Raw genomic sequence first — 23,843 nt, forward strand, 5'->3', positions numbered from 1 at the left:
GGCGTCCCGGGTGAGGTGCTCATCGGCGGTGACGGACTGGCCCGGGGGTACCTGGGCCAGCCCGCGCTGACGGCCGAGCGCTTCGTGCCCAATCCCTTCGGGCCTCCGGGGGCTCGGCTGTACCGCTCGGGAGACCGTGCGCGTTGGCAGGCGGACGGCACGCTCCAGTTCCTGGGCCGCGTGGACTTCCAGGTGAAGCTGCGCGGCTTCCGCATCGAGTTGGGTGAAGTCGAGGCCGCGCTGCGCAACCACTCCGCGGTGGAGACGGCGATTGCCGTGGTGCGCGAGGACATCCCCGGGGACCGGCGGCTGGTGGCCTACGTGACACCGGAGAATGTGGACACCGCGTCTGTCCGGGAGCATCTGCGCCAGCGGCTCCCCGAGTACATGGTGCCCAACGCCGTGGTGGCGCTGGGCACCCTGCCCCTGTCTCCGAATGGCAAGGTGGACCGCAAGGCCCTTCCGGCTCCGGACCTGTCGCCCTCCGAAGACACCCAGGCGGCGGACCTGCCCCTGCTCCAGCAGCAACTGGCGGCGCTGTTCCGGGAGGTGCTGCACGTCGAGCGCGTGCGGCCACACGACGATTTCTTCGAACTGGGAGGCCACTCGCTGCTGGCCACGCAGTTGGTGACGCGCATCCGCGCGGCGCTCGGCGTCGAGGTTCCGCTGAGGGCGCTGTTCGAGGCGCCCACGCTCGCGGGCCTGGCGGAGCGCATCGAGGCGCTGATGATGCAGGCGTCGCGCGCGGCGATGCCTCCGTTGTTGCCCGTGCCCCGGGATTCGGCGCTGCCCTTGTCCTTCTCGCAGCAGCGCCTGTGGTTCCTGGCGCAGCTCCAGAAGGGCCATGCCGTCTACAACGTGCCCTTCGCCCTGAAGCTGTCCGGCGCGCTGGACGTGGACGTGCTGCGGCGCACCTTCGCCGAAGTCGTGGCTCGGCACGAGGTGTTGCGTACCTCATTCTCCGCGACGGAGGGACTGCCCACGCAGCACGTCCAGCCGGCGCCAGAGGTCTGGGACCTTCCCGTGGAGGACCTGTCCTCGCTCAAGGGGCCAGCTCGCGACGCGCGCGTGCGGCAGCGGATGACGGAGGAAGCCCGCTTCCCGTTCAACCTGTCCGTTGCGCCCCTGCTCCGCACCGTGCTGCTCCGTCTGGACGCGGACGAACACGTGCTGCTGCTGTGCTTGCACCACATCGCATCGGACGGCTGGTCCATGGGCGTGCTGGTGCGTGAGGTCGCCGCACTCTACGCCGCGCTCAGTGAGAACCAGCCGTCTTCCCTGCCGCCCCTGCCTGTGCAGTACGCGGACTTCGCCGCGTGGCAGCAGCAGTGGGTGCAGTCGCAGGGCATCCAGACGCAGCTGGCCGAGCTGCGGACTCACCTCATGGGGGTTCCCGCGCTGGAGTTGCACGGCGACCTGGGCCGGCCCGCGACCCGCACCGTGCGGGGCTCGAGCCACTTCTTCGCGGTGTCGGCGGAGCTGGCGGAAGCCCTGAAGAAGGTGGCTCGTGACCAGGGTGCCACGCTCTTCATGGTGCTCCTGGCGGCCTATGAAGTGCTGCTCTCCCGCTACTCGGGACAGAAGGACTTCTGCGTGGGCAGCCCCATTGCCCACCGCACCCAGTCGGAACTGGAGCCCCTGATCGGCTTCTTCGTCAACACGTTGGCCCTGCGGGCCCGGTTGGATGGGACGCCGACCTTCGCGGAGCTGGTGGCGCGCGTCCGCGAGGAGTCCCTGGCGGCCTACGTGCGCCAGGACGTGCCGTTCGACCGGCTGGTCGAGGCCGTTGGCGGCGAGCGCGGTGGCGGCAGAACGCCGCTCATCCAGGTGATGTTCGCCCTGCAGAACGCGCCCATGCAGCCGCCGTCGCTGCCGGGCGTGACGGTCGAGCAACTGCGGTCCAGCACGGACACGGCCCGGCTCGACCTCACCCTGTCGCTGATGGAGCTGGGCGACGGGAGTCTGGAGGGAGGGCTGGAGTTCAGCCTGGACCTCTTCACACCCGAAGCGGCGGTTCGACTGACACGGCACTTCCAGACGCTGCTGGAGGCGGTCGTGCGCGATCCGCAGACGCGCATTCAAGCGCTGCCGATGCTGCCCGACGATGAACAGCAACAGGTGCTGAAGGGCTTCCAGGGACGTGAGATGGCCCCCGCTTCGGAGGTGACCATCCACGCGCTGATGGAGGCGCAGGTGGCGCGGACTCCGGACGCGGTGGCGGTGGCGTTCGAGTCGGAGCGGCTGACGTACCGGGAGCTGGACGCGAAGGCGAACCAGGTGGCGCACCACCTGAGGGGGCTGGGAGTGGCCCCGGAGTCGCTGGTGGGCGTGTGCCTGGAGCGCTCGGTGGACATGGTGGTGGCGCTGCTGGGCGTGCTGAAGGCAGGCGCAGCCTACGTGCCAGTGGACCCGGCGTACCCGAAGGAGCGGCTGGGGTGGATGCTGGAGGACACCGGTGCGTCGGTGCTGCTGACGCACGAGAAGTGGAAGTCGGTGCTTCCGCCCAGCGCCGCGCGAGTGGTGTGCCTGGACAGCGCAGCGGGAGAAGTGGCGAAGCAGCCGGTGACGAAGCCGGCGGTGCAAGTGGGCCCGGAGTCGCTGGCGTACGTCATCTTCACCTCAGGAAGCACGGGGCGCCCGAAGGGGGCGATGAATGCGCACGGTGGCGTCGTCAACCGGCTGAAGTGGATGCAGGAGGAGTACGGGCTTGGCGGCACGGACGTGGTGCTGCAGAAGACGCCCTTCAGCTTCGACGTGTCGGTGTGGGAGTTCTTCTGGCCGCTGCTGGCAGGGGCGAAGCTGGTGGTAGCGCGGCCTGGAGGGCACCAGGAGCCGGCGTACCTGGTGAAGCTGATGAAGGCGGAGGGCGTGACGACGGTGCACTTCGTGCCGTCGATGCTGCGCGCCTTCGTGGAGGAGCCCGGGCTGGAGGGACTGGGAAGCCTGCGGCGGGTGGTGTGCAGCGGCGAGGCGTTGAGCGCGGAGCTGGTGAAGAAGGCGTACGCGCGGCTGCCCGCACCGGTGGGGGTGCACAACCTCTACGGCCCGACGGAAGCAGCAGTGGACGTCACGTACTGGCCCTGCCCTCGTGGCGAGGATTTCCACCGCGTCCCGATTGGCCGGCCGGTGGCGAACACGGTGCTGTACGTACTGGACACGCACGGGCAGCCGGCTCCGGTGGGCATCCCGGGCGAGCTGCACATTGGCGGCGTGCAGGTGGGACGCGGCTACTGGCAACGACCGCAGTTGACGGCGGAGCGCTTCATTCCCGACGCCTTCAGCGGCATACCGGGCGCGCGCCTGTACCGCACCGGAGACGTGGCGCGGTGGTTGCCGGACGGCACGCTGGAGTACCTGGGCCGGGCCGACTTCCAGGTGAAGCTGCGCGGCTTCCGCATCGAGCTGGGTGAAGTCGAGACCGCGCTGCGCACGCATCCCGGCGTGCGTGACGCCGTCGCCGTAGTCCGTGAGGAGACGCGAGGGGATGCCCGCCTCGTGGCCTACATCACGGGTGACTCGGCGCCGCTGGAGGCCGAGACGCTGCGAGCACATCTGCTGAAGCAGCTCCCCCAGCACATGGTGCCGTCGACCTTCGTTCACCTGGGCGTCCTGCCGCTGACGCCCAGCGGAAAGGTGGACCGCAAGGCCCTGCCCGCCCCCGAGGCGCCCACCGTCCAGCGGGGCCTCTACGTCGCACCGCGCACGCCGACGGAGGAGTCCCTGGCCGAGCTCTTCGCCCAGGTGCTCAGCGTCGGCCGGGTCGGCATCCACGATGGGTTCTTCGAGCTGGGAGGCCACTCGCTGCTGGCCACCCAGGTGGTGGTGCGCGTGCGGACGCGCTTCGGCATCGAGCTCCCGCTGCGCGCCTTCTTCGAGTCCCCCACGGTCGCCGGACTCGCGGCGTACCTGGACGGCCAGAAGAACGCGCCCACGCAGTCCGACGCCGCGGTGCCGGCACTGACCCACGCGGACCGGCGCGCCTCGCTGCCCCTGTCCTTCTCCCAGCAGCGGCTCTGGGTCATCAGCCAGTGGAGCGAAACGGGCAGCAGTGCCTACAACCACCCGCTGGCGCTCCAGCTCACGGGCGCGCTGAACCTGCCCGCGCTCCAGCGCAGCTTTGACTCGCTGGTCGCCCGCCACGAGGTGCTGCGGACGACGTTCCGCATGGAAGGCGACTCACCCGTCCAGGTCATCCACCCGCCCTCTCAGGTTCCCATCGAGGTCCTGGACTTGTCGGGTGAGGCCGTCGCCCATCTTCGTGAGGCGGAGACGCTGCGACGGGTCCAGGAAGAGGTCCAACGCCCCTTCGATCTGGCGAAGGGCCCGGTGGTCCGCGGCATCCTGTTGAAGCAGTCCGCGACGGAGCACGTGCTGGTGCTCAACATGCATCACATCGTCACGGATGGCTGGTCCAACGGCGTGATGGTCCGGGAGATGGCGGCGATCTACGGCGCCTTCCGGCAGGGGCAACCGTCTCCCCTGCCCCCGCTCCCGTTCCAGTACGCGGACTTCGCGGCGTGGCAACGGAAGTGGCTGCAGGGCCAGGTCCTGGAAGCGCAGCTCGACTACTGGCGCGGGATGCTCGCGGACGCGCCGCCGTACTTGGAGCTCCCCACCGACAAGCCGAGGCCGGAGCAGCCGTCCTTCCAGGGCGACAACACGCCCATCCAGTTGCCGGCGGCCCTGAGCGACGCCGTGGACGCGCTCGCGTTGAAGGAGCGGGCCACGCCCTTCATGGTGTTGCTCGCGGCCTTCCAGGTGCTGCTGAACCGGTACTCCGGGCAGGATGACGTGCTGGTGGGCTCGCCCATCGCCGGCCGTCGCCACGCGCAGACGGAGGGGCTCATCGGCTTCTTCGTCAACACGCTGGTCCTGCGCGCTCGTTTCGGACAGGACCCGACCTTCCGGGAGCTGCTGGCCCAGGTGCGTGACACCACGCTGGGGGCCTACGAGCACCAGGACCTCCCCGTCGAGCGGCTGGTGGAGGACCTCCACCCCGCCCGTGAGGACGGCCGCACGCCGCTGTTCCAGGTGATGTTCGCCCTGCAGAACACGCCGGTTCCCGAGCTGACGCTCCCGGAGCTGTCCCTCCGGGGCTTCGAGTCGAAGCACACGGTCAGCCGCTTCGAGCTGGAGCTGGTCCTGTCCCGGGCGACGGAGGGCTACCAGGGCGGGCTCGTCTACAGCACCGACCTGTTCGAGTCCGCCACGGCGGAGCGACTGGTGGCGCACCTCCAGGTCCTGCTGGAAGAAGCCGTGACGTCGCCGGACACCCCTGTCTCCGCGCTGCCGCTCGAAAGGGAGGAGGCGCCGCAGCCGGACGACGCAGCGGACATGGCCCGCGAGGCCACCTTCCACCTGCGCGTCGAGGAGCAGGCGGCTCGGACGCCCGATGCCCCCGCCGTATCGCTGGAGTCCCAGGTCCTCACGTACGCCCAGCTCAACGCGAAGGCGAACCAGCTCGCCGCGCAGCTGCGCACGCTGGGCGTGGGCCCGGAGGTCCGCGTGGGCCTGTGCCTGGAGCGCACGCCCGATGCCATCGTCGCGGTGCTGGCGGTGCTCAAGGCAGGTGGGGCCTTCGTCCCCATCGACCCGGCTGCACCGGCGCAGCGCAAGTCCTTCGTCCTGAAGGACAGCAACGCGTCCGTGCTGCTCACCCTCCAGCACCTGGCCGATGCCTGGAAGCCCCAGATCCGGAACCTGTTGTGCCTGGATACCGAGGCCTCGAAGCTGGCGTCACTCCCGACGCGGAACGTCGTGGTGAACGTCCTCAGGGAGAACCTCGCATACGTCATCTACACGTCTGGCTCCACGGGCACGCCCAAGGGAGTCATGGTGCAGCACCGCTCGTTGCTCGCCATGCACGCGGGAACGACGGAGGCGTTCCAGGCAACGGGAGCCACCCGCCAGCGCGTCAGCCTCAACGCCCCGTTCCACTTCGATGGGGCGTTGGAGCCGCTGGTCCATCTGGCGGACGGACACTGCCTCTGCCTGGTGCCCGAGGAGACGCGGAAGGATCCGGAGGCGATGCTGGCGTGGGTGGGGCAGCAGCGCGTGGACGTGCTGGACTGCACGCCCGCGCAGCTGGCGCTCTTGCTCCAGGCTGGACTGTTGGAGCAGACGCATGTGCCCTCGCGAATCGTGTGCGCGGGAGAAGCGATGGCCCCGTCGCTCTGGAAGCAGTTGGCCAGCACGGAGCGCACCACGGCGTTCAACGCCTATGGCCCCACGGAGAGCACCGTCTGCGCCACCACGGCGAGCGTCCGGAACAGCACCGCGCCCGTGCCCGTCATCGGGCGGCCCATCCAGGGCACGCGGGCCTATGTGCTGGATGCGCGGCAGCGGGTGGCCCCGGCGGGCATCGCGGGTGAGCTCTACCTGTCAGGAGACGGCCTGTCCCGTGGGTACCAGGGGCAGCCGCAGCTGACTGCGGAGCGCTTCATCCCCGACGCGTTCAGTGGAACCCCGGGGGCCCGCCTCTATCGCACGGGGGACAAGGCGCGCTGGCGGCATGACGGCACGCTGGAGTACCTGGGGCGGCTCGACTTCCAGGTGAAGCTGCGCGGCTTCCGCATCGAGCTGGGTGAAATCGAAGCCGTGCTGCGGACCCACGACCAGGTGCAGGAAGCCGTGGTGCTGGTCCGTGAGGACGTGCCCGGCGACAAGCGGCTCGTCGCCTACGTCGTCGTCGTGGTGACTCCCGAGGCGCCGGTGACCGCGGAGATGTTGCGTCAGCACGCCCAGGAGCGGCTGCCCGAGTACATGGTGCCGTCCGCCTTCGTGCTGATGGGCACCCTGCCCCTCACCCCCACCGGCAAGGTGGACCGGAAGGCCCTGCCCGTCCCGGACGTCTCGAACCTGGCCGTCAAACGCGATGTCGAGCCGCCGGCGACGCCCCTCGAGGCTCAGCTCGCGGAGGTCTGGAAGGAGCTGCTGCGTGTCCCCACCGTGGGCAGGCGCGACAGCTTCTTCGAGCTGGGCGGCCACTCCCTGCTGGCCACCCAATTGGTGGCGCGCATCCGCGCCACCTTCGACGTGGACCTGAACCTGCGTACGTTCTTCGCGGCGCCCACCGTGGCCGCGCTCGCCGAGCGCCTGTCCTCCGCCTCATCCGGTCCCCGGCTTCCAGCCCTGACGCGAGCCCGGGGGGACGGAGCACTGCCGCTCTCCTTCGCCCAACAGCGGCTCTGGTTCCTGGATCAGCTCCAGCCGGGGAACGCGTCCTACAACATGCCGACGGCGCTGCGCCTGTCGGGTGCGTTGGACGTGGCCGCCTTGCAGCGCGCCGTGGACGAAATCGTCCGTCGGCATGAATCGCTCCGCACCACCTTCCAGACCGAGGACGGCGCGCCTCGCCAGGTCATCCATGCGCCGCACCCCGTGGCCGTGGACCGGGTGGACCTCTCAGGCATTCCAGACGAGGCGCACCGGGAAGCGGAGGCGCTGAAGCGCGTCACCGCCGATGCCCGGCGTCCCTTCGACCTGACCCAGGGGCCCCTGCTGCGCGTCACCCTGTTGAAGCTGGCGCCGTCCGAGCACGTGTTGCTGCTGTGCATGCACCACATCATCTCGGATGGCTGGTCCATGGGCGTGCTGGTCCGCGAGGTGACCTCGCTCTACGGCGCCTTCCATGCCGGTCAGCCCGCGTCCCTGCCCGAGCTTCCGGTGCAGTACGCCGATTACGCGGTGTGGCAGCGGGGGTGGCTCCAGGGCGACGCGCTGAACCAGCAGTTCGGCTTCTGGAAGGAGCAGCTCGCGGGCGCTCCGCACGCGCTGGCGCTTCCGACCGACAAGCCGCGCCCGGCGTTCCTCAGCACCCGGGGCGCGTCGGTGCCCGTACAGCTCTCCCTGGCGCACAGCCAGGGCGTGGAGGCGCTGGCCCAGCGCGAGGGTGTCACGCCCTTCATGGTGCTGCTCGCGGCGTACCACCTGCTGCTGAACCGGTACTCGGGGCAGGATGACGTGTTGGTGGGCTCGCCCATCGCGGGTCGACACCATGCGCAGACGGAGAGCCTCATCGGCTTCTTCGTGAACACGCTGGTGCTGCGCGCGCGCTTCGGCCGCGAGCTGACCTTCCGCCAGCTCCTGGCACAGGTGCGCGACACCACGCTGGGGGCCTACGAGTATCAGGACCTCCCCGTTGAGCGACTGGTGGAGGAACTCCAGGTGGAGCGGGACCCGAGCCGCACCCCGCTCTTCCAGACGCTGTTCACCCTGCAGAACGCGCCCATCCCCGAGCTCGTGTTGCCGGGCCTGACGGTTCGGTCGGCAGACGGTGAGGACACGGGCGTGGCGCTGTTCGAGCTGAGCCTGGACCTGTTCCGTGGCGCGGATGGCTTCAGCGGGACGCTCAACTACAGCACCGACTTGTATGAAGAGGCCACGGCCCAGCGGCTGGCCTCGCACTACCAACGGCTCCTGGAAGGCGTCCTGGCCCGGCCGGACGAGCGTGTCGCCGCGCTGCCGATGATGCTTCCCGAGGAGCGTCAGGCCTTGCTCGACGCCGCTAGCGGCGCTCGGGAGCCACTTCCGAACGACACGCGCATCCACGCCCTCTTCGAGGCGCAGGTGGCTCGCACGCCCGACGCGCTGGCCGTGGTGGCGGGCGCGGAGTCCGTGACGTACCGGGAGCTGGATGCGCGGGCGAATGCGCTCGCCCTCCGCCTGCGCGCGGCGGGCGTGGGGCTGGAGCAGCGCGTCGCGGTGTGCGTGGAGCGCTCGGTGGAGCTGCTGGTCGCGTTGCTGGGGGTGCTCAAGGCTGGCGGAGCGTACGTGCCGCTGGACTCGGAGTATCCGGCGGAGCGCCTGCGCTTCATGTTGGAGGACAGCGGCGCCCGGGTCATCGTGGCCCGTGCGGCGTTCCGCGAGCGTCTGGGGGCCGCGGAGGGCCGCGTCTGGCTGGACGCGGAGGTGCCTCCCTCCTCCGGCGTGCCCCAGGCCCCCGCTGTCCTGGTGCCCCCCGAGGCTTCTGCGTACGTGCTCTACACGTCCGGCTCCACGGGCCGGCCCAAGGGCGTGGTCGTCCAGCACCAGTCGCTGGTCAACTTCACCCGCGCGGCGTGGACGTCCTTTCCGGTGGCGCCAGGAGACCGGGTGCTCCAGTTCGCCTCCATCAGCTGGGACACCAGCGCGGAGGAGATCTACCCGTGCCTCACGAGCGGCGGGACGTTGGTCCTCCGGACCCCGGACATGCTCGACGAGCCCGGCGCGTTCCTGGCGAAGTGTGAAGCGGCGGGCGTGACGCAGCTCAACCTGCCGACGGCCTTCTGGCATGACGTGACGGCGAGCCTCGATGCGGGCACCGCCCGTCTCCCCCCAGGACTGAAGTGGGTGGTGATTGGCGGCGAACGCGTGGCGCCGGAGCGAGTGGCCCAGTGGCAGCGGAGCGTCGGGGTCGAGCTGCCCCTGCTGAACACGTACGGGCTCACCGAGGTGACGGCGGTGGCCACGTCCGTGAACCTGTCAGCGGCCGGAGTCCTGGCGTCCCCGGGCACCGAGCGCGAGGTGCCCATTGGCCGGGCGCTGACGAACGTGCGTATGTACGTGCTGGACCGCGAGCTGGAGCCCGTCCCCCCGGGCGTGCCCGGAGAGCTGTTCATCGGCGGACGGGGTGTGGCCCGAGGCTACCTGGGCCGACCGGAGCTGACGGCGGAGCGCTTCGTGCCTTCGCCCTTCGTTGACAGTGAGCGGCTGTATCGAACCGGAGACCTGGCGCGGTGGCGCCGGGATGGGAACCTGGAGTACCTGGGCCGCGGCGACACCCAGGTGAAGGTCCGCGGCGTCCGCATCGAGCCTGGAGAGATTGAGGCCGCCCTCCGCGCGCATCCCACGGTCCACGACGCCGTGGTGCATGTCCGCGAAGACGTCGCTGGCGACAAGCGACTGGTGGCGTACGTCGTGCCGTCGTCCGCGCCAGACGCGGGTCAACTGGAGGCGTCCGCCCTCCGGGAACACCTTCGCCGGAACCTCCCCGAGTACATGGTGCCCGCCGCCTTCGTGTCACTGGCCGCCCTGCCCCTGACGCCCAGCGGAAAGGTGGACCGGAAGGCCCTCCCCGCGCCGGAGGCCTCGCAGCTGGCCCTCAAGCGCGACAGCATGCCCCCCGCGACGCTCATGGAGGCCCGGCTGGCGGAGGTCTGGCAGGAGCTGCTGCGAGTCCCCGCGGTGGGACGCCACGACAACTTCTTCGAGCTGGGGGGCCACTCCCTGCTGGCCACGCGCGTGGTCGCCCGCGTCCGCGCCGACTTCAACGTGGAGCTGAGCCTGCGCGCGTTCTTCGAGGCCCCTACCGTGGCGGCCCTCGCGGAACGTCTGGGCTCCGCCACGCCCGGTCCTCGGTTGCCACCGCTCACCCGGGCCCGGCGTGAGGGGCCGGCGCCGTTGTCCTTCGCCCAGCAGCGCCTGTGGTTCCTGGATCAGCTCCAGCCGGGCAACGCCTCCTACAACATGCCGTCCGCGCTGCGCCTGTCGGGGACGCTGGACGTCGACGCCCTGCAGCGCGCCGCGAATGCCCTGGTGGAGCGGCACGAATCGCTCCGCACCACGTTCCAGGCCCAGGGCGGCGAGCCCCGCCAGGTCATCCATCCACCGCGAGCGCTGCCGCTGAAGGTGGTGGACCTCTCGGGACTCCAGGGGCGGGCGTATCGGGAATCCGAGGCGTTGAAGCTCGCCACCCTTGACGCACAGCAGCCGTTCGACCTGTCCACGGGCCCCCTGCTGCGCGTCACCCTGCTGACGCTGACCCCCACCGAACACGTGCTGGTGCTGTGCATGCACCACATCATCTCGGACGGCTGGTCCATGGGCGTGCTCGTCCGGGAAGTGGCCGCGTTCTATGACGCCTTCCTTCGCGGACAGCCCGCGTCCCTGCCCGAGCTCCCCGTGCAGTTCGCCGACTACGCGGTGTGGCAGCGCGGGTGGATGCAGGGCGAGACGCTGAAGCAGCACCTGGGCTGGTGGAAGGAGCAGCTCGCGGGCGCGCCGCACGCGCTCGACGTGCCCACGGACAAGCCGCGACCCGCGGTGGTGACGCACCAGGGCGCTGGCGTGCAGGTCCAGCTTCCGTTCGCGCTCAGTCAGGCGTTGGACGCGTTGGCCCAGAAGGAAGGCGTCACGCCGTTCATGTTGTTGCTCGCGGCCTTCCAGGCGCTGTTGTGCCGGCACTCGGGGCAGGACGACGTGCTGGTGGGCTCGCCCATCGCCGGGCGCCGTCAGGCCGAGTCCGAGCCACTCATCGGCTTCTTCGTCAACACGCTGGTCCTGCGCGCCCGAATCTCCCCGGAGACGACCTTCCGCCAGTTGTTGGCGCAAGTGCGCGACACCACCCTGGGCGCATTCGAACACCAGGACGTCCCCTTCGAGCGGCTGGTGGAGGAACTCCAGCCCTCGCGAGACCTGAGCCGCACGCCGCTGTTCCAGGCCATCTTCGCCCTGCAGAACGCGCCGGGCTCCGAGCTGGCCCTCCAGGAGCTCTCCCTGCGAGAGCTGGAGCCGACGCATGGTGTCAGCCGGTTCGAGCTGGAGCTGGCGCTGGCCCGCCTCCCGGAGGGCTACCAGGGCGCGCTCATCTACAGCACCGAGCTGTTCGAGCCCGCCACGGCGGAGCAATTGGTGGAGCATCTCCGGCTGCTGCTGGAAGGCGCCGTGGCGTCACCGGATGACCCCGTGTCCACCCTTCCCCTCCACACGGAGGCGGAGCAGCACCAGTTGATGGTGGACTGGAACAGCACCACCTCCAGCGTCCAGCGCGGAGGCATCTTCCACACGCGCTTCGAGCAGCAGGTGGGACGCACGCCCAACGCGCCCGCCGTGGCGCTGGATGAGCAGGTGCTGTCCTTCAGCCAGCTCAACGCGAAGGCGAACCAGCTCGCCGCGCAGCTGCGCACGCTGGGCGTGGGCCCGGAAGTCCGCGTGGCCCTGTGCCTGGAGCGCACGCTGGAGGCCATCATCAGCCTGCTGGCGGTCCTGAAGGCCGGAGGCGCCTTCGTCCCCATCGACCCGATGGCGCCCTCGCAGCGCCGTTCCTTCATGCTGGAGGACAGCGAGGCCACCGTGCTGCTCACCGTCCAGCACCTGGCCGAGGCCTGGCGGCCCCAGGTCCGGCATCTGCTGTGCCTGGACACCGAGGCCGCGAAACTGGCGTCACTGCCCACGTACAACGTCCCCGCGAACGTGCGCGGAGAGAACCTCGCGTACATCATCTACACGTCCGGCTCCACGGGCACGCCCAAGGGCGTCATGGTGCAGCACCGCTCGCTGCCGTGGTTGCTCCAGGGCATGACGGAGTCGCTGGAGATGGCCGAGCCCGCCGGGCAGCGCCTCAGCCTCAACGCGCCGCTGTACTTCGACGGCACCGTGGAGCGGCTCATGCACCTGGCGGAGGGACACTGCCTGTGTCTGGTGCCAGAGGCCACGCGGAAGGACCCGGACGCGATGGTGGCGTGGCTGGAGCAGCAGCGCGTCGACATGCTGGATTGCACGCCCGCGCAGCTCGCACTCCTGCTCCAGGCCGGGCTCCTCGAGCGAAGCCACGTCCCCGCCAGGATTTTCTGCGGAGGCGAGGCCATGTCGCCCATGCTCTGGAATCGACTGGCCAACACGGAGCGCACGACGGCCTTCAACGTCTACGGCCCGACGGAGAGCACGGTGTGCGCCACCTCCGCGCGCGTTCAGGGCAACCCGAGTCCCGTCCCCGTCATCGGCCGTCCCATCGTGGGAACGCGGGTGTACGTGTTGGACTCGCGCCAGCAACTGGCTCCGCTGGGAACCGCGGGCGAGCTGTGCATCGCGGGAGAAGGTGTGGCCCGCGGCTATTTTGGCAGGCCGGGACTGACGGCGGAGCGCTTCATCCCGGACGCCTTCAGTGGACAGCCGGGGGCCCGCCTCTACCGCACGGGAGACAAGGCCCGGTGGCGGCATGACGGCACGCTGGAATACCTGGGGCGGCTCGACTTCCAGGTGAAGGTGCGGGGCTTCCGCATCGAGCTGGGCGAAATCGAGGCCGCCCTGCGCACCCACGGTCAGGTCCAGGACGCCGTGGTGCTGGCGCGCGAGGACGTGCCGGGGGACAAGCGGCTCGTGGCCTACGTCGTGGGCGACTCCGTCACGGCCGAGTCGCTGCGCCAGCACCTCCTGCAGCGGCTGCCGGAGTACATGGTGCCTTCGGTCTTCGTGCCACTGGCCGCCCTGCCGCTGACGTCCACCGGCAAGGTGGACCGCAACGCGCTGCCGGCACCGGACGCATCCCAGCTCACGCTCATGCGCGATGTCGAGCCGCCCGCGACGCCCACGGAGGCGCGGCTGGCGGAAATCTGGAAGGAGCTGCTGCGAATCCCCACCGTGGGCCGGCATGACAACTTCTTCGAGCTGGGCGGCCACTCCCTGCTGGCTACCCAGGTCGTGGCCCGCATCCGCGACGCCTTCGATGTGGAGCTGAACCTCCGCGCGTTCTTCGCGGCGCCCACCGTGGCGACGCTCGCCGAGCGGCTGGCCTCCACGACGCCCAGCGTCCGGCTCCCGCCCCTGACGCGCGCCGGGAGGGATGGCGCACTGCCGCTCTCCTTCGCGCAGCAGCGACTGTGGTTCCTGGATCAGCTCAATCCGGGCGACGTGTCCTACAACATGCCGTCCGCGCTGCGACTGTCAGGGACGCTCGACGTCGAAGCCCTGCGGCGAGCCGTGAGTGCCATGGTGGAGCGGCACGAAGCGCTCCGCACCACGTTCCAATCGGTGGCTGGCGAGCCCCGGCAGGTCATCCACCCTCCGCACGCCACGGTGGTGGAGGTGGTGGACCTCTCGGACATCCAGGACCGGACCCAGCGGGAAGCGGAGGCGATGACACGCGCCACCCGGGATGCCCGACAACCGTTCAATCTCTCCACGGGGCCGCTGCTGCGCGCCACGCTGCTGAAGCTGGAGCCGTCCGAGCACGTCCTGTTGCTGTGCCTGCACCACATCGTCTCGGACGGCTGGTCCATGGGCGTGCTGGTGCGCGAGGTGACCACGTTCTACGAGGCCTTCCACAACGGGCACCCCGCGGCCCTGCCCGCGCTTCCGGTGCAGTACGCCGACTACGCGGTCTGGCAGCGCGGGTGGCTCCAGGGCGAGACGCTGAAGGAGCAGCTCGGTTGGTGGAAGTCGCAGCTGGCCGGTGCACCCCATGCGCTGGAGTTGCACACCGACAAGCCCCGGCCCGCGGTGCTGCGTCACCACGGCGCGGCGGTGCCGGTGCGGCTGCCCCAGGAGCTCGCGCTGATGCTGGATGCGCTGGCGCAGCGTGAAGGTGTCACGCCGTTCATGCTGCTGCTCGCGGCCTTCCAGTCGGTCCTGGCCCGTCATGCCGGGCAGGACGATGTGTTGGTCGGCTCACCCATCGCCGGTCGGCGCCACGCGGAGACCGAGCCGCTCATCGGCTTCTTCGTGAACACGCTGGTGCTGCGCGCCCGCTTCACGCCCGCGATGACCTTCCGTCAGCTGCTGGCGCAAGTCCGTGACACCACGCTGGGCGCGTATGAGCATCAGGACGTGCCCTTCGAGCGGCTGGTGGAGGAACTCCAGCCCTCGCGAGACCTGAGCCGCACGCCGCTGTTCCAGGTGATGTTCGCGTTGCAGAACACCCAGGTCCCCGAGCTGACCTTGCCCCAGCTGTCGGTCCGTCCCGCGGACGCCGACGACTCGGGGGTGACGCTGTTCGAGCTGAGCCTGGACCTGGCGCGTGCCCAGGATGGCTACGAGGGGGCGCTCGTCTACAGCACCGAGCTGTTCGAGCGCGCCACGGCGGAACGGCTGGCCACCCATCTCCGGCTGCTGCTGGAGCGTGCCGTGGCCGCGCCGGACCTGGCCCTCGCGACCCTGTCCCTCCACACGGAGACGGAGCAGCAGCAGTTGATGGTGGACTGGCACGACATCGCGCCAGCCCGCGAGCGGGGTGCGCTCTTCCACACGCGCTTCGAGCAGCAAGCCGCGCGCACGCCCGAGGCCCCCGCCGTGACACTGGGGGCGCAGGTGCTGTCGTTCGCCCAGCTCGACGCGAGGGCCAACCAGCTCGCCTCATCCCTGCGCTCACTGGGCGTGGGCCCCGAGGTCCGCGTGGGCTTGTGCCTGGAGCGCACGCCGGACGCCATCGTCGCGGTGTTGGCGGTGCTCAAGGCGGGGGGCGCCTTCGTGCCCATCGACCCGTCCGCGCCGGCACAGCGCAAGTCCTTCGTCCTGAAGGACAGCGACGCGTCCGTCCTGCTCACCGTCCAAGCGCTGGCGGATGCCTGGAAGCCGCAGGTCCGGCATCTGTTGTGCCTGGACACCGGGGCGTCGAACCTGGCGTCGCGGCCCACGGATGACGTCACGGTGGAGGTCCGCGGAGAGAACCTCGCGTACGTCATCTACACGTCCGGCTCCACGGGCACGCCCAAGGGCGTCATGGTGCAGCACCACTCGCTGGCCTCGCTGCACGTGGCCTCGAACCTCGCGTTCCACCTGGGGCAGGCGCCGGGGCAGCGGTTCAGCCTCAACGCGCCGCTCTACTTCGACGTCAGCATGGACCAGCTCGTCCATCTGGCGGACGGTCACTGCCTGTGCCTGCTGCCCGACGACACACGGAGGGATCCGGAGGCGATGCTGGCGTGGCTGGAGCAACAGCGCGTGGACGTCCTGGACTGCACGCCCGCGCAGCTGACGCTTCTGCTCCAGGCCGGGCTGCTGGAGCGTGCCCACGTCCCAGCGCGGATTCTGTGCGCGGGTGAAGCCATGGACCCGTCGCTCTGGAGCCGCCTGGCGAGCACGGAGCGCACGACGGTGTTCAACGCCTACGGTCCCACCGAGAGCACCGTGTACGCCACCTATGCGCGCGTGCAGCACAGCCCGAGTCCGGTCCCTGTCATCGGCAAGCCGCTCGCGGGGACTCGGGCGTACGTGCTGGATGCGCGGCAGCAACTGGCTCCCCTGGGCACCGCGGGCGAGCTCTATCTGGCGGGGGATGGCCTGGCCCGAGGCTACCTGGGCCAGCCTGGCCTCACCGCGGAGCGCTTCATCCCCCACCCATTCGCGCCCACGCCGGGCGAGCGGCTCTATCGCACGGGCGACAAGGCCCGGTGGCGGCATGACGGCACGCTGGAGTACCTGGGGCGGCTCGACTTCCAGGTGAAGCTGCGCGGCTTCCGCATCGAGCTGGGCGAAATCGAAGCGGCCCTGCGTGCGCACGAAGCGGTCCAGGACGCCGTGGTGCTGGCGCGCGAGGACAGCCCCGGCGACAAGCGGCTCGTGGCCTATGTCGTGGGCGGCTCCGTCACCGTGGAGGCGCTGCGTCAGCACCTCCAGCAGCGGCTGCCCGAGTACATGGTGCCTCCGGCCTTCGTCTCACTGCCGGCCCTGCCCCTGAACCCCAGTGGCAAGGTGGACCGCAAGGCCCTGCCCTCACCCACGCTCGCGGACACCCGAAGCCAGGAGGTCTACGTGGCGCCGCGGGATGGGCTGGAGCTGCGGCTCGTTCGTGCATGGGAGCAGCTCCTGGGCGTGGAGCCCATCAGCGTGCGCTCCAGCTTCTTCGAGCTGGGAGGCCACTCGCTGCTGGCCGTGCGTCTGGTCGCGGCCCTGCGCGAGTCCCTGGGCCGGCCGCTTCCCCTGTCCGCGTTGTTCCAGGCACCCACGGTGGAGCAGCTCGCCGCGCTCCTGCGCCGCGAGGACGCTGGACCGACGTCGTCGCTGATCCCGTTCGACGCGGGCCGGAGTGGAACGGAGGTTCCGTTCTTCTGCGTGCACCCGGTCGGAGGCAACGTCCTGGCCTACGCGGAGCTGGCCCGGCTGCTGGGGCCGGAGCGCCCTTTCTACGGACTCCAGGCGCAAGGGCTCGACGGCAGCACGCCGCCGCTGGGCACGGTGGAGGAGATGGCCGCCGCCTACGTGGAGGCCATCCGCACGGTCCAACCCGCCGGGCCCTACCTGTTGGGCGGCTGGTCCGTGGGCGGCGTCATTGCCTATGAAATGGCGCGCCAGCTTCGCGAGCGAGGCGACACGGTGGCCCTGTTGGCGCTCATCGACGCCTACACGCCCGCGGTGCTCAACGCCGCCGAGCCGGAGCCCGACGCCGCGCAGGTCGTCTCCGCTTTCGCGAGCGACCTGCTGGGCATCGGGTTCACGGACGTGGCCACGCTGGACGCGTCCCAGTCACCCGAGGCCCAGGTAGAAGCGCTCTGGGAAGCCGGTCAGCGCGCGGGCGCCCTGCCGCCCGGAATGGAGCCCGCGCACCTGCGGGCCCTGCTCCGGGTGTTCGAGGCCAACCTCCGGGCCGCCCGCCGCTACCAGCCGCCCGCGCTGAACCCGGGCCGGGTGTTGCGGCTCCAGGCGACGGAGGGCGCGGAGGGCCTGCCCGAGGACGGCGGCTGGAAGGCGCTCGTGGGAACCGGACTGGAGCAGCACGCCGTGTCCGGCGACCACTACGGGGTGCTGCGCGCCCCGGGGGTCCGCGAGCTGGCGGACCGGCTCCGGAGCGCGCTGAAGGTCACCACCGCGTGAGGAGGAACTCGACGCCCAGGCCCAGCTCCTTGAAGTACTTGGGCGTCCCTCGGATGAGCCGCCGCTCTCCCTCCGTCTTCTTGAGGAGGTAGACCGGCATCGTGAGGCGCACGCCCACCATCTCCGCCAGGTCCACGCCCAGGCGGGCCTCCGGGACCGTCAGCGCCCATTCGTTGGGATTGCTGAGGTAGCCCGCGGACACGCCCAGTCCGGCGCGCCACCGGACGTACGGCCCCAGGTCGAGGAACGGAATCGCGCCGGAGAAGCCGTCCATGTCGGAGACGCAGTCGATGTAGAGGCCCAGCGAGGCCCAACGGATGCGGGTGTCGTTGGGCACGAGCTGGTCCATGTCCCGCACGCCCAGCCCAGACAGCACGGCGCCGAAGCGCCACTCATTGCGGCTGTAGGCGTAGTCCTCGCGTCCCTGCTCGGACGCCAGGAACGGAAGCTCCACGCCCACGCCCACACCGCGCTGGCGCATGGCGCTGAGCGTCCAGACATGGTGCGGCTTCGAATACGTCAGCCACTCGTCCAGGATCGCGGCGCCCGCGGGACGGAGCGGAATCTTGAGGTTGCCCCGCTGCTGCGTGACGAGGCTGTGGAAGGCGGTGCCCACGCGTTGGCGGACCGGGATGAGGTCCTCTCGGGTCCCCGTGGCTTCAATCTCCTCCATGACGCCTTCGCTGTACTGGTAGCCCACGTCGCCCAGCACGGAGAGCAGGTCGTCGACCCGTCCCTTCTGGAGCTGTCCCGCTTCCGCCTTCCGCGTCAGGGCATTGGTGGCCTGACTCAGCCGCCCCAACTGCGGCGTCGCCGCGCAGTCATTGCCCACGACGCAGCGGAAGCCGGGCGAGTCGATGCCCAGGACGTTCAGCACGCGGCGCTCACGGTCCCTCAGGCGTTCCTTGCCGGCGCGAGGCACCAGCAGGTCGACGGCGCGCGTCGAGGTGAGCTGGGTCGACAGGAAGCGGATGGCGTCCTGCATGCCACGGTAGAAGTCGTGCTCGCGGAAGCGCCGGTCGAAGAAGCCCATCATCGCGAACTGGAACTCCGACGGGAGCACCGACGTGCGGCGAGGAATCTGGATGCGGCCCGACAGATTGATGTCGTGCTCCAGCGTGTTGAGCACGGCGCTGTCGCGCGCGGCGTTCAGCACGTTGCCCAGGTACTGGAAGTAGGCCTCGTCCAGGGGGCTGCGGGAGCGCTCCGGCCGTTCGGGCGGTGGGGCCCAGTCCCAGGCGACGGCGTCCTGGTCCAGGTAGACGACGGGGAAGCGCTCGCGATTGAGCGTCGTCTCCCGCGAGGTGCTGCGCTCCACCCACCGCGAGCCGAGCCGCACCGCCAGGTCCACGGGGTTGTTGTTGAGCACGCCGCCGTCAATGAGCTTGAGGGACTCCAGGGGCCCCCATTGCGTCTGGTTGAAGAAGGAGACCTCGACGGGAACGGGCGGGAACGCGAGCGGAAAGGCCCCGGAGGCCTGCGGCGTGAGCAGCAGGTTCGACAAGGACACCTCGTGTCCGCCGTCGCCCTTCGGTTGGGCGCCCAGCGCCGGGTAGTACGCGAGCTCCTGGGGCTTCACGCCGATGTGGGGGAACGACGCGCTCGCCGCGCCCTCCATGAATGGCAGCCGGGCGGTGAGCTTCCCTTCGCCCTGCGTCATCACCTGGACGACCAGCTTCTCCGTCACGCGCTTCAGCTTGAACTGGGCGTCGGGCCCGCCCTCGCCAAAGGGAACTTCGCGCCCGCGCAGGTTCGTCACGGTGATGCCGTAGGCGAAGGTGCAGTCCTCCTTGAAGCGGGTCGTCTGGGCCTTCTTCAAGATGAGCTGCAGGGTGTCCTGCATGTGGGGCTCGCTGAAGAGGTGCGTGCCCTGAGGTGGCTCATTCCGCTCCTCAGGGAGCAGCCGCCCCAGGTCGAGCTGGTCGATCCACACGGTCCAGAAGAGGCTCTGCTCGGGAGACCACGTGGGCTGGGCGAACGCCGTGTCACACGAGGCCAGTCCCCCGAGCAGCGCGTTCACCGCCCCCGCCGAGGCGCCCGTCCACACACGCGGCGCCGGGTTGCCCAGGTCCGCCTGCGCGCCTTCTCGCTGCGCGACGCTCCAGAACCGGACCAGCGTGGAGAGGAATCCCGCCTGATACGCGCCCAGGCTGATGCCGCCGCTGACGACCAGGGCCGGCGCGCTGCGCTCCGTCTCCTCGGCCAGGGCGCGGGCCCGCGCGGGGTCTTCGATGTGCAGCGGCAGGAACGGCGTTCCCTCGGGGACGAGCGCGGTGTCCTTCGCGAACGCGCCATCGTTCGGCGGAACGGGCGGCACCTCGGGGCTCACCACCGGAACGTCTTCAGCGACAGCGCTGGCTGGCACTTCGCCCGGTTCGGCTTCAGGCGGCGCGGCTGGCGCATCAGGCGGGGCGTCCGCCGGCACGGGGTTGGCGGGCGTGGAGGAGTCCTCGGCCTCGGAGGGGGCCGGAGGGACAGCTTGCGCCTGCGCGGTGCTGGTGGCTGCGAGCAGGACCACGGCACAGGCACGAAGAAGGATCTTGGGCATTCGCGGGCTCAGATGAAGGTCGACGTTGAGGCTATCCCTCAATCCTGACCCTGATCCCGGAAGCCCGGCAACCACGGAAGGCACCGGGGAAGCTGTTGTCCCCGGCGCCCTTGGTTCGAACGCCTACGACTTCTGCAGCTCGTGCGAGCTGTCGGCGGCGGCCTGCTCCGGCGCCGCGACGAACAGGGCGTCGCCCGTGGTGGACACCTGGGGACGCAGCGGCGCGGCCACGGACTCGTGGACCAGCGCGGGAACCGCCACGGGCTCCACGATGGCGGCGGCCTGGGCGCGCTGCGCGGCCTGCCGGCGGCGCCACACGAAGTAGCCGATGGCGGCCACGGCCAGCACGCCCATCACGGCGAACTGCCCTTCCTTGAACTTGGAGATCATCGTGTCCAGCTCGCCACCGAAGTGGAAGCCAAGCCAGATGAACACGGGCGCGGACAGCAGCGCGGCCAGGCCGTCCCAGAAGATGAAGCGCCAGTAGGACATGCCCACGGAGCCCGCGGTGAAGTACGTCACGGCGCGCACGCCCGGCATGAAGCGGGCGATGCAGACGATCTTCTGGCCGTGCTTGACGAAGAGGCCTTCCACCTTCGCGCGTTTCTCGGGTGTGACGATGCGGGCGAAGAAGCCACCGCCGCCTTCACGGCCCAGCCTCCCTCCCAGCCGGCGGCCGGCGAGGTAGATGAGGCTGTCGCCAACGATGATGCCCGCGAAGCCGACCACCATCATGACCGATAGGTTGGCGGCCCCCTTGTGGGCCAGGAAGCCCCCGAGGATGAGGGAGATGTCCTCCGGTAGAGGGACACCCAGTCCGCAGGCCACCAGGATGCCGAACACCGTGGCATAGGCGAAGACGCCCTGAGAGTCGCCGAGGAGGTTGGTGAGAAGTTCTTGCACGCGTCGTCCTGTCTGTTCACGTCCGAAGGGCCCGCCCCGGCAGTCACCTGAGGCCGCCCCTCTAGCGCCCAGACATCAACCGGGCGCGGGTCGTCAAAACTCCGGGTCAACACGGGGAACCGACCCCAAAAATCCCTGAAACCCGGCCTCTGCTTGGGCCCTCTTCGGTGCCCGTCGTCTCTACTTATTCTCCGACCGCCGCCTCCCGCTGCCCCACTGCCCCGACGTCTCGCCGCCCCTTCGGGCAGCCTGCCCACCTGGGTTCCAATCGTCCAGGAGGCCCATGCCGCCTCGGCCCGCACCGCGGAACGAGGTGCGAGCGCTAGCCACCAGCCCCTACTCGACGCGCACCACCAGCGCCGCCGGGCAGCTTAACCACCGCCCGCCCGAATGGCGTCACCTTCGGCTCAGGCCGCGGGCGCTTTTCCGATGAGCGTGCGCAGCATGTCCCGGTTGTCCCGGGCCTTCTGGCCGAAGTGCGCGACGATGCCCATCAGCAGCTTCACGCAGGCCTGCGGCTTGGTGGCCAGGAGTTTCTGGAAATCCGCGGCGCGAATCTCCAAGGCCAACACGTCGGTGACGGCGGTGGCGGTGCACAGCCGCTCACCCTTCTGCACCAGGGCCAGCTCCCCCAGGGGTTCGCCGGAGCCGACCTCACCCAGGGATACATCCTCGCCCCCTGCGCTCTTGGCGCTCAGGCGCACGGTGCCCTCGCCCACGATGAGGAGCGAATCCCCCGTCTTGCCTTCAGCGAAGAGCGCGGTTCCCTTGGGGAACGCACGGGCAACGGCGACCCCGGCGAAAATCTGGATGCCGGTGTCCGTGAAACCCTTGAACAGCGGACACGCCTTGAGCGTTGTGGCAGGCACGAGAGCCATGGATGTGCTCCTAACACGCCCAGCGTAGGCCCGCGAGCGACTCAGCGGTCCGTGTGGTACTCGGCCGCGAGCAGCACGTAGTGCTGGGCGGACATCAAGAGGAACTCACGCTCCGCCTCGGTGATGGGCCGCTTCACCCGGCCCGGGGAGCCCACCACCAGGGAGCCCGGGGGGATCTTCGTGCCCGGCGTCAGCAGGGCGCCCGCGCCGATGATGCAGTCGTCCCCCACCTCCGCGTCGTCCATGACGGTGGCGCCCATGCCCACCAGCACCCGGTTGCCGATGGTGCACCCATGGAGGATGACGTGGTGCCCCACCGTCACGTCGTCCCCCACCGTGGTGGCGGACCTGCCGCTGGTGACGTGAATCAGGGACAGGTCCTGCACGTTGGTGCGCTTCCCGATGCGGATGGGATTCACGTCCCCGCGCAGCACGCAGTTGAACCAGATGGAGGAGTCCTCCCCCACCTCGATGTCACCCACCAACTGGGCGGAGTCGTCCACGAAGCAGCCCGGGTGGACGCGCGGGGAGACACCTCGGAATGGCCTCTGGGGCATGGGGCTACGCCTCCGCGACGACGTGGAACGGCGCCTCGGCCATGGGCACCGGCAGCGGCTCCACCGTGGGGGGCTTGAGCAGGGCCACCTGCTTGCCCGCGAGCTGGTTGGGCGTGGCGCGCTCCACCTTCACCGTCACGAAGGCGCCCGCGGGGGCGTCCCCTTCGAAGTTGACGGTGCGGTTCTCCGGCGTGCGGCCGAAGCGCTTGGTGGCGTCGTAGCGCGAGTGCCCCTCCACCATGACCTCCACCTCCGAGCCCACGAGCGCCGCGGTGATTTCGCCGCTGATGCGCCGCTGGAGCTTCTGCAGCCGCTCCAGGCGGGCGATCTTCACCTCGTGCGGCACCGGGCCCCAGTCCTTCTCGCGCAGGGCCGCGCCCGTCTTGGGCCGCGGGCTGTAGACGAAGGAGAACTGGTTGTCGTAGCGGACCTGCTCGGTCAGCTGCATCGTCATCTCGAACTCCTCCTCGGTCTCCCCGGGGAAGCCGACGATGATGTCCGTGGTGACGGCGATGCCCGGCCGCGCCTCGCGCAGCTTCGCCAGGCGCTCCAGGTACTGCACCACCGTGTAGTCGCGGCGCATCATCTTGAGGATGCGGTCGCTGCCGCACTGCACCGGCAGGTGGAAGTGCGGGGTGATCTTCGGCTGGACGCGGAAGGCTTCGATCAGCTCGTCGGACAGGTCGTGCGGGTGGCTGGTGGTGAAGCGCACGCGCTCGATGCCGGGGACCTCCGCGGTGCGCAGCAGGAGCTGCGCGAAGGAGATGCCGCCCGCGTACGAGTTCACGTTCTGGCCGATGAGCGTCACCTCACGCACGCCCACCTTCGCCAGGTCCGCCACCTCGACGAGCACGTCGGGGAACGCCCGGCTCACCTCGCGGCCACGCGTGTGCGGCACGATGCAGAACGAGCAGACGTTGTCACAGCCCTTCATCACCGTGACGAACTCGGTGACCTTGCCGCGGGACGTCTCCGGGTCGGCGCGCGGGAAGACGTACTCCTCCGAGTTCACGAAGGCCGTCTCCACCACCCGCTCCCGCTCCGCGGACACCCGGCCGATGATGTCCGGCAGGCGCGCGATGTTGTCGGGGCCGAAGACGAAGTCCAGGTACGGCACCTTCTTGAGGAGCTTGTCCTTCTCCTGCTGCGCCACGCACCCGCCCACGCCAATCAGCGCGCCACGGCTGGCCTTCACCGGCTTGTACCGTCCGAGGGCGGACAGCATCTTGTCCTCTGCCTTCTCCCGGATGGAGCAGGTGTTGAGGATGATGAGGTCGGCGTTGTCCGGCACCGGCGTCGGCGCGTAGGACATCTGGCTCAACACCTCGCTCATGCGGAGCGAGTCGTTGACGTTCATCTGGCAGCCGAAGGTGTGGATGAAATAGCGCTTCATGGAAGAACCCTGAGCAAGTACGTGCCCTTATCCGATGGCCGGACGCGGAATGCAACCAG

The 23,843-nt window shown here is 70.0% G+C and carries 6 protein-coding genes; 1 reads left to right on the forward strand and 5 read right to left on the reverse strand.

Annotated elements, in window-relative coordinates:
• Nucleotides 1–17,505 (forward strand): non-ribosomal peptide synthetase (locus BLU09_RS27405; protein WP_208610777.1); only part of this gene is annotated, 17,505 nt, incomplete at its 5' end.
• Here BLU09_RS27405 and BLU09_RS27410 read toward each other — a convergent pair.
• The 5 genes from BLU09_RS27410 to miaB all read right to left on the reverse strand — a co-directional run bounded on the left by BLU09_RS27410 (nucleotide 17,492) and on the right by miaB (nucleotide 23,784).
• Complete coding sequence (locus tag BLU09_RS27410; protein WP_167371170.1) at nucleotides 17,492–20,053, reverse strand: patatin-like phospholipase family protein; 2,562 nt, start codon at nucleotides 20,051–20,053, stop codon at nucleotides 17,492–17,494. The two genes, BLU09_RS27405 and BLU09_RS27410, sit on opposite strands and share 14 nt — an antisense overlap.
• Nucleotides 20,054–20,176: 123 nt before the next feature.
• Nucleotides 20,177–20,956, reverse strand: a complete 780-nt coding sequence (locus BLU09_RS27415; RefSeq protein WP_090492636.1) for a DedA family protein — start codon at nucleotides 20,954–20,956, stop codon at nucleotides 20,177–20,179.
• Between the two features lie 407 nt (nucleotides 20,957–21,363).
• Nucleotides 21,364–21,834, reverse strand: a complete 471-nt coding sequence (locus BLU09_RS27420) for a cyclic nucleotide-binding domain-containing protein (RefSeq protein WP_090492638.1) — start codon at nucleotides 21,832–21,834, stop codon at nucleotides 21,364–21,366.
• A gap of 41 nt (nucleotides 21,835–21,875) precedes the next feature.
• A complete protein-coding gene (locus BLU09_RS27425; RefSeq protein ID WP_090492640.1) occupies nucleotides 21,876–22,391 on the reverse strand; it encodes a gamma carbonic anhydrase family protein in 516 nt (171 codons plus the stop codon).
• 4 nt (nucleotides 22,392–22,395) lie between these two features.
• The gene (gene miaB / locus BLU09_RS27430) at nucleotides 22,396–23,784 is read right to left on the reverse strand and encodes a tRNA (N6-isopentenyl adenosine(37)-C2)-methylthiotransferase MiaB (protein ID WP_090492642.1); all 1,389 of its coding nucleotides are present in this window, start codon (nucleotides 23,782–23,784) and stop codon (nucleotides 22,396–22,398) included.
• Nucleotides 23,785–23,843 lie beyond the last annotated feature (59 nt).

It is taken from the genome of Myxococcus virescens (assembly GCF_900101905.1).
Classification (GTDB): domain Bacteria; phylum Myxococcota; class Myxococcia; order Myxococcales; family Myxococcaceae; genus Myxococcus; species Myxococcus virescens.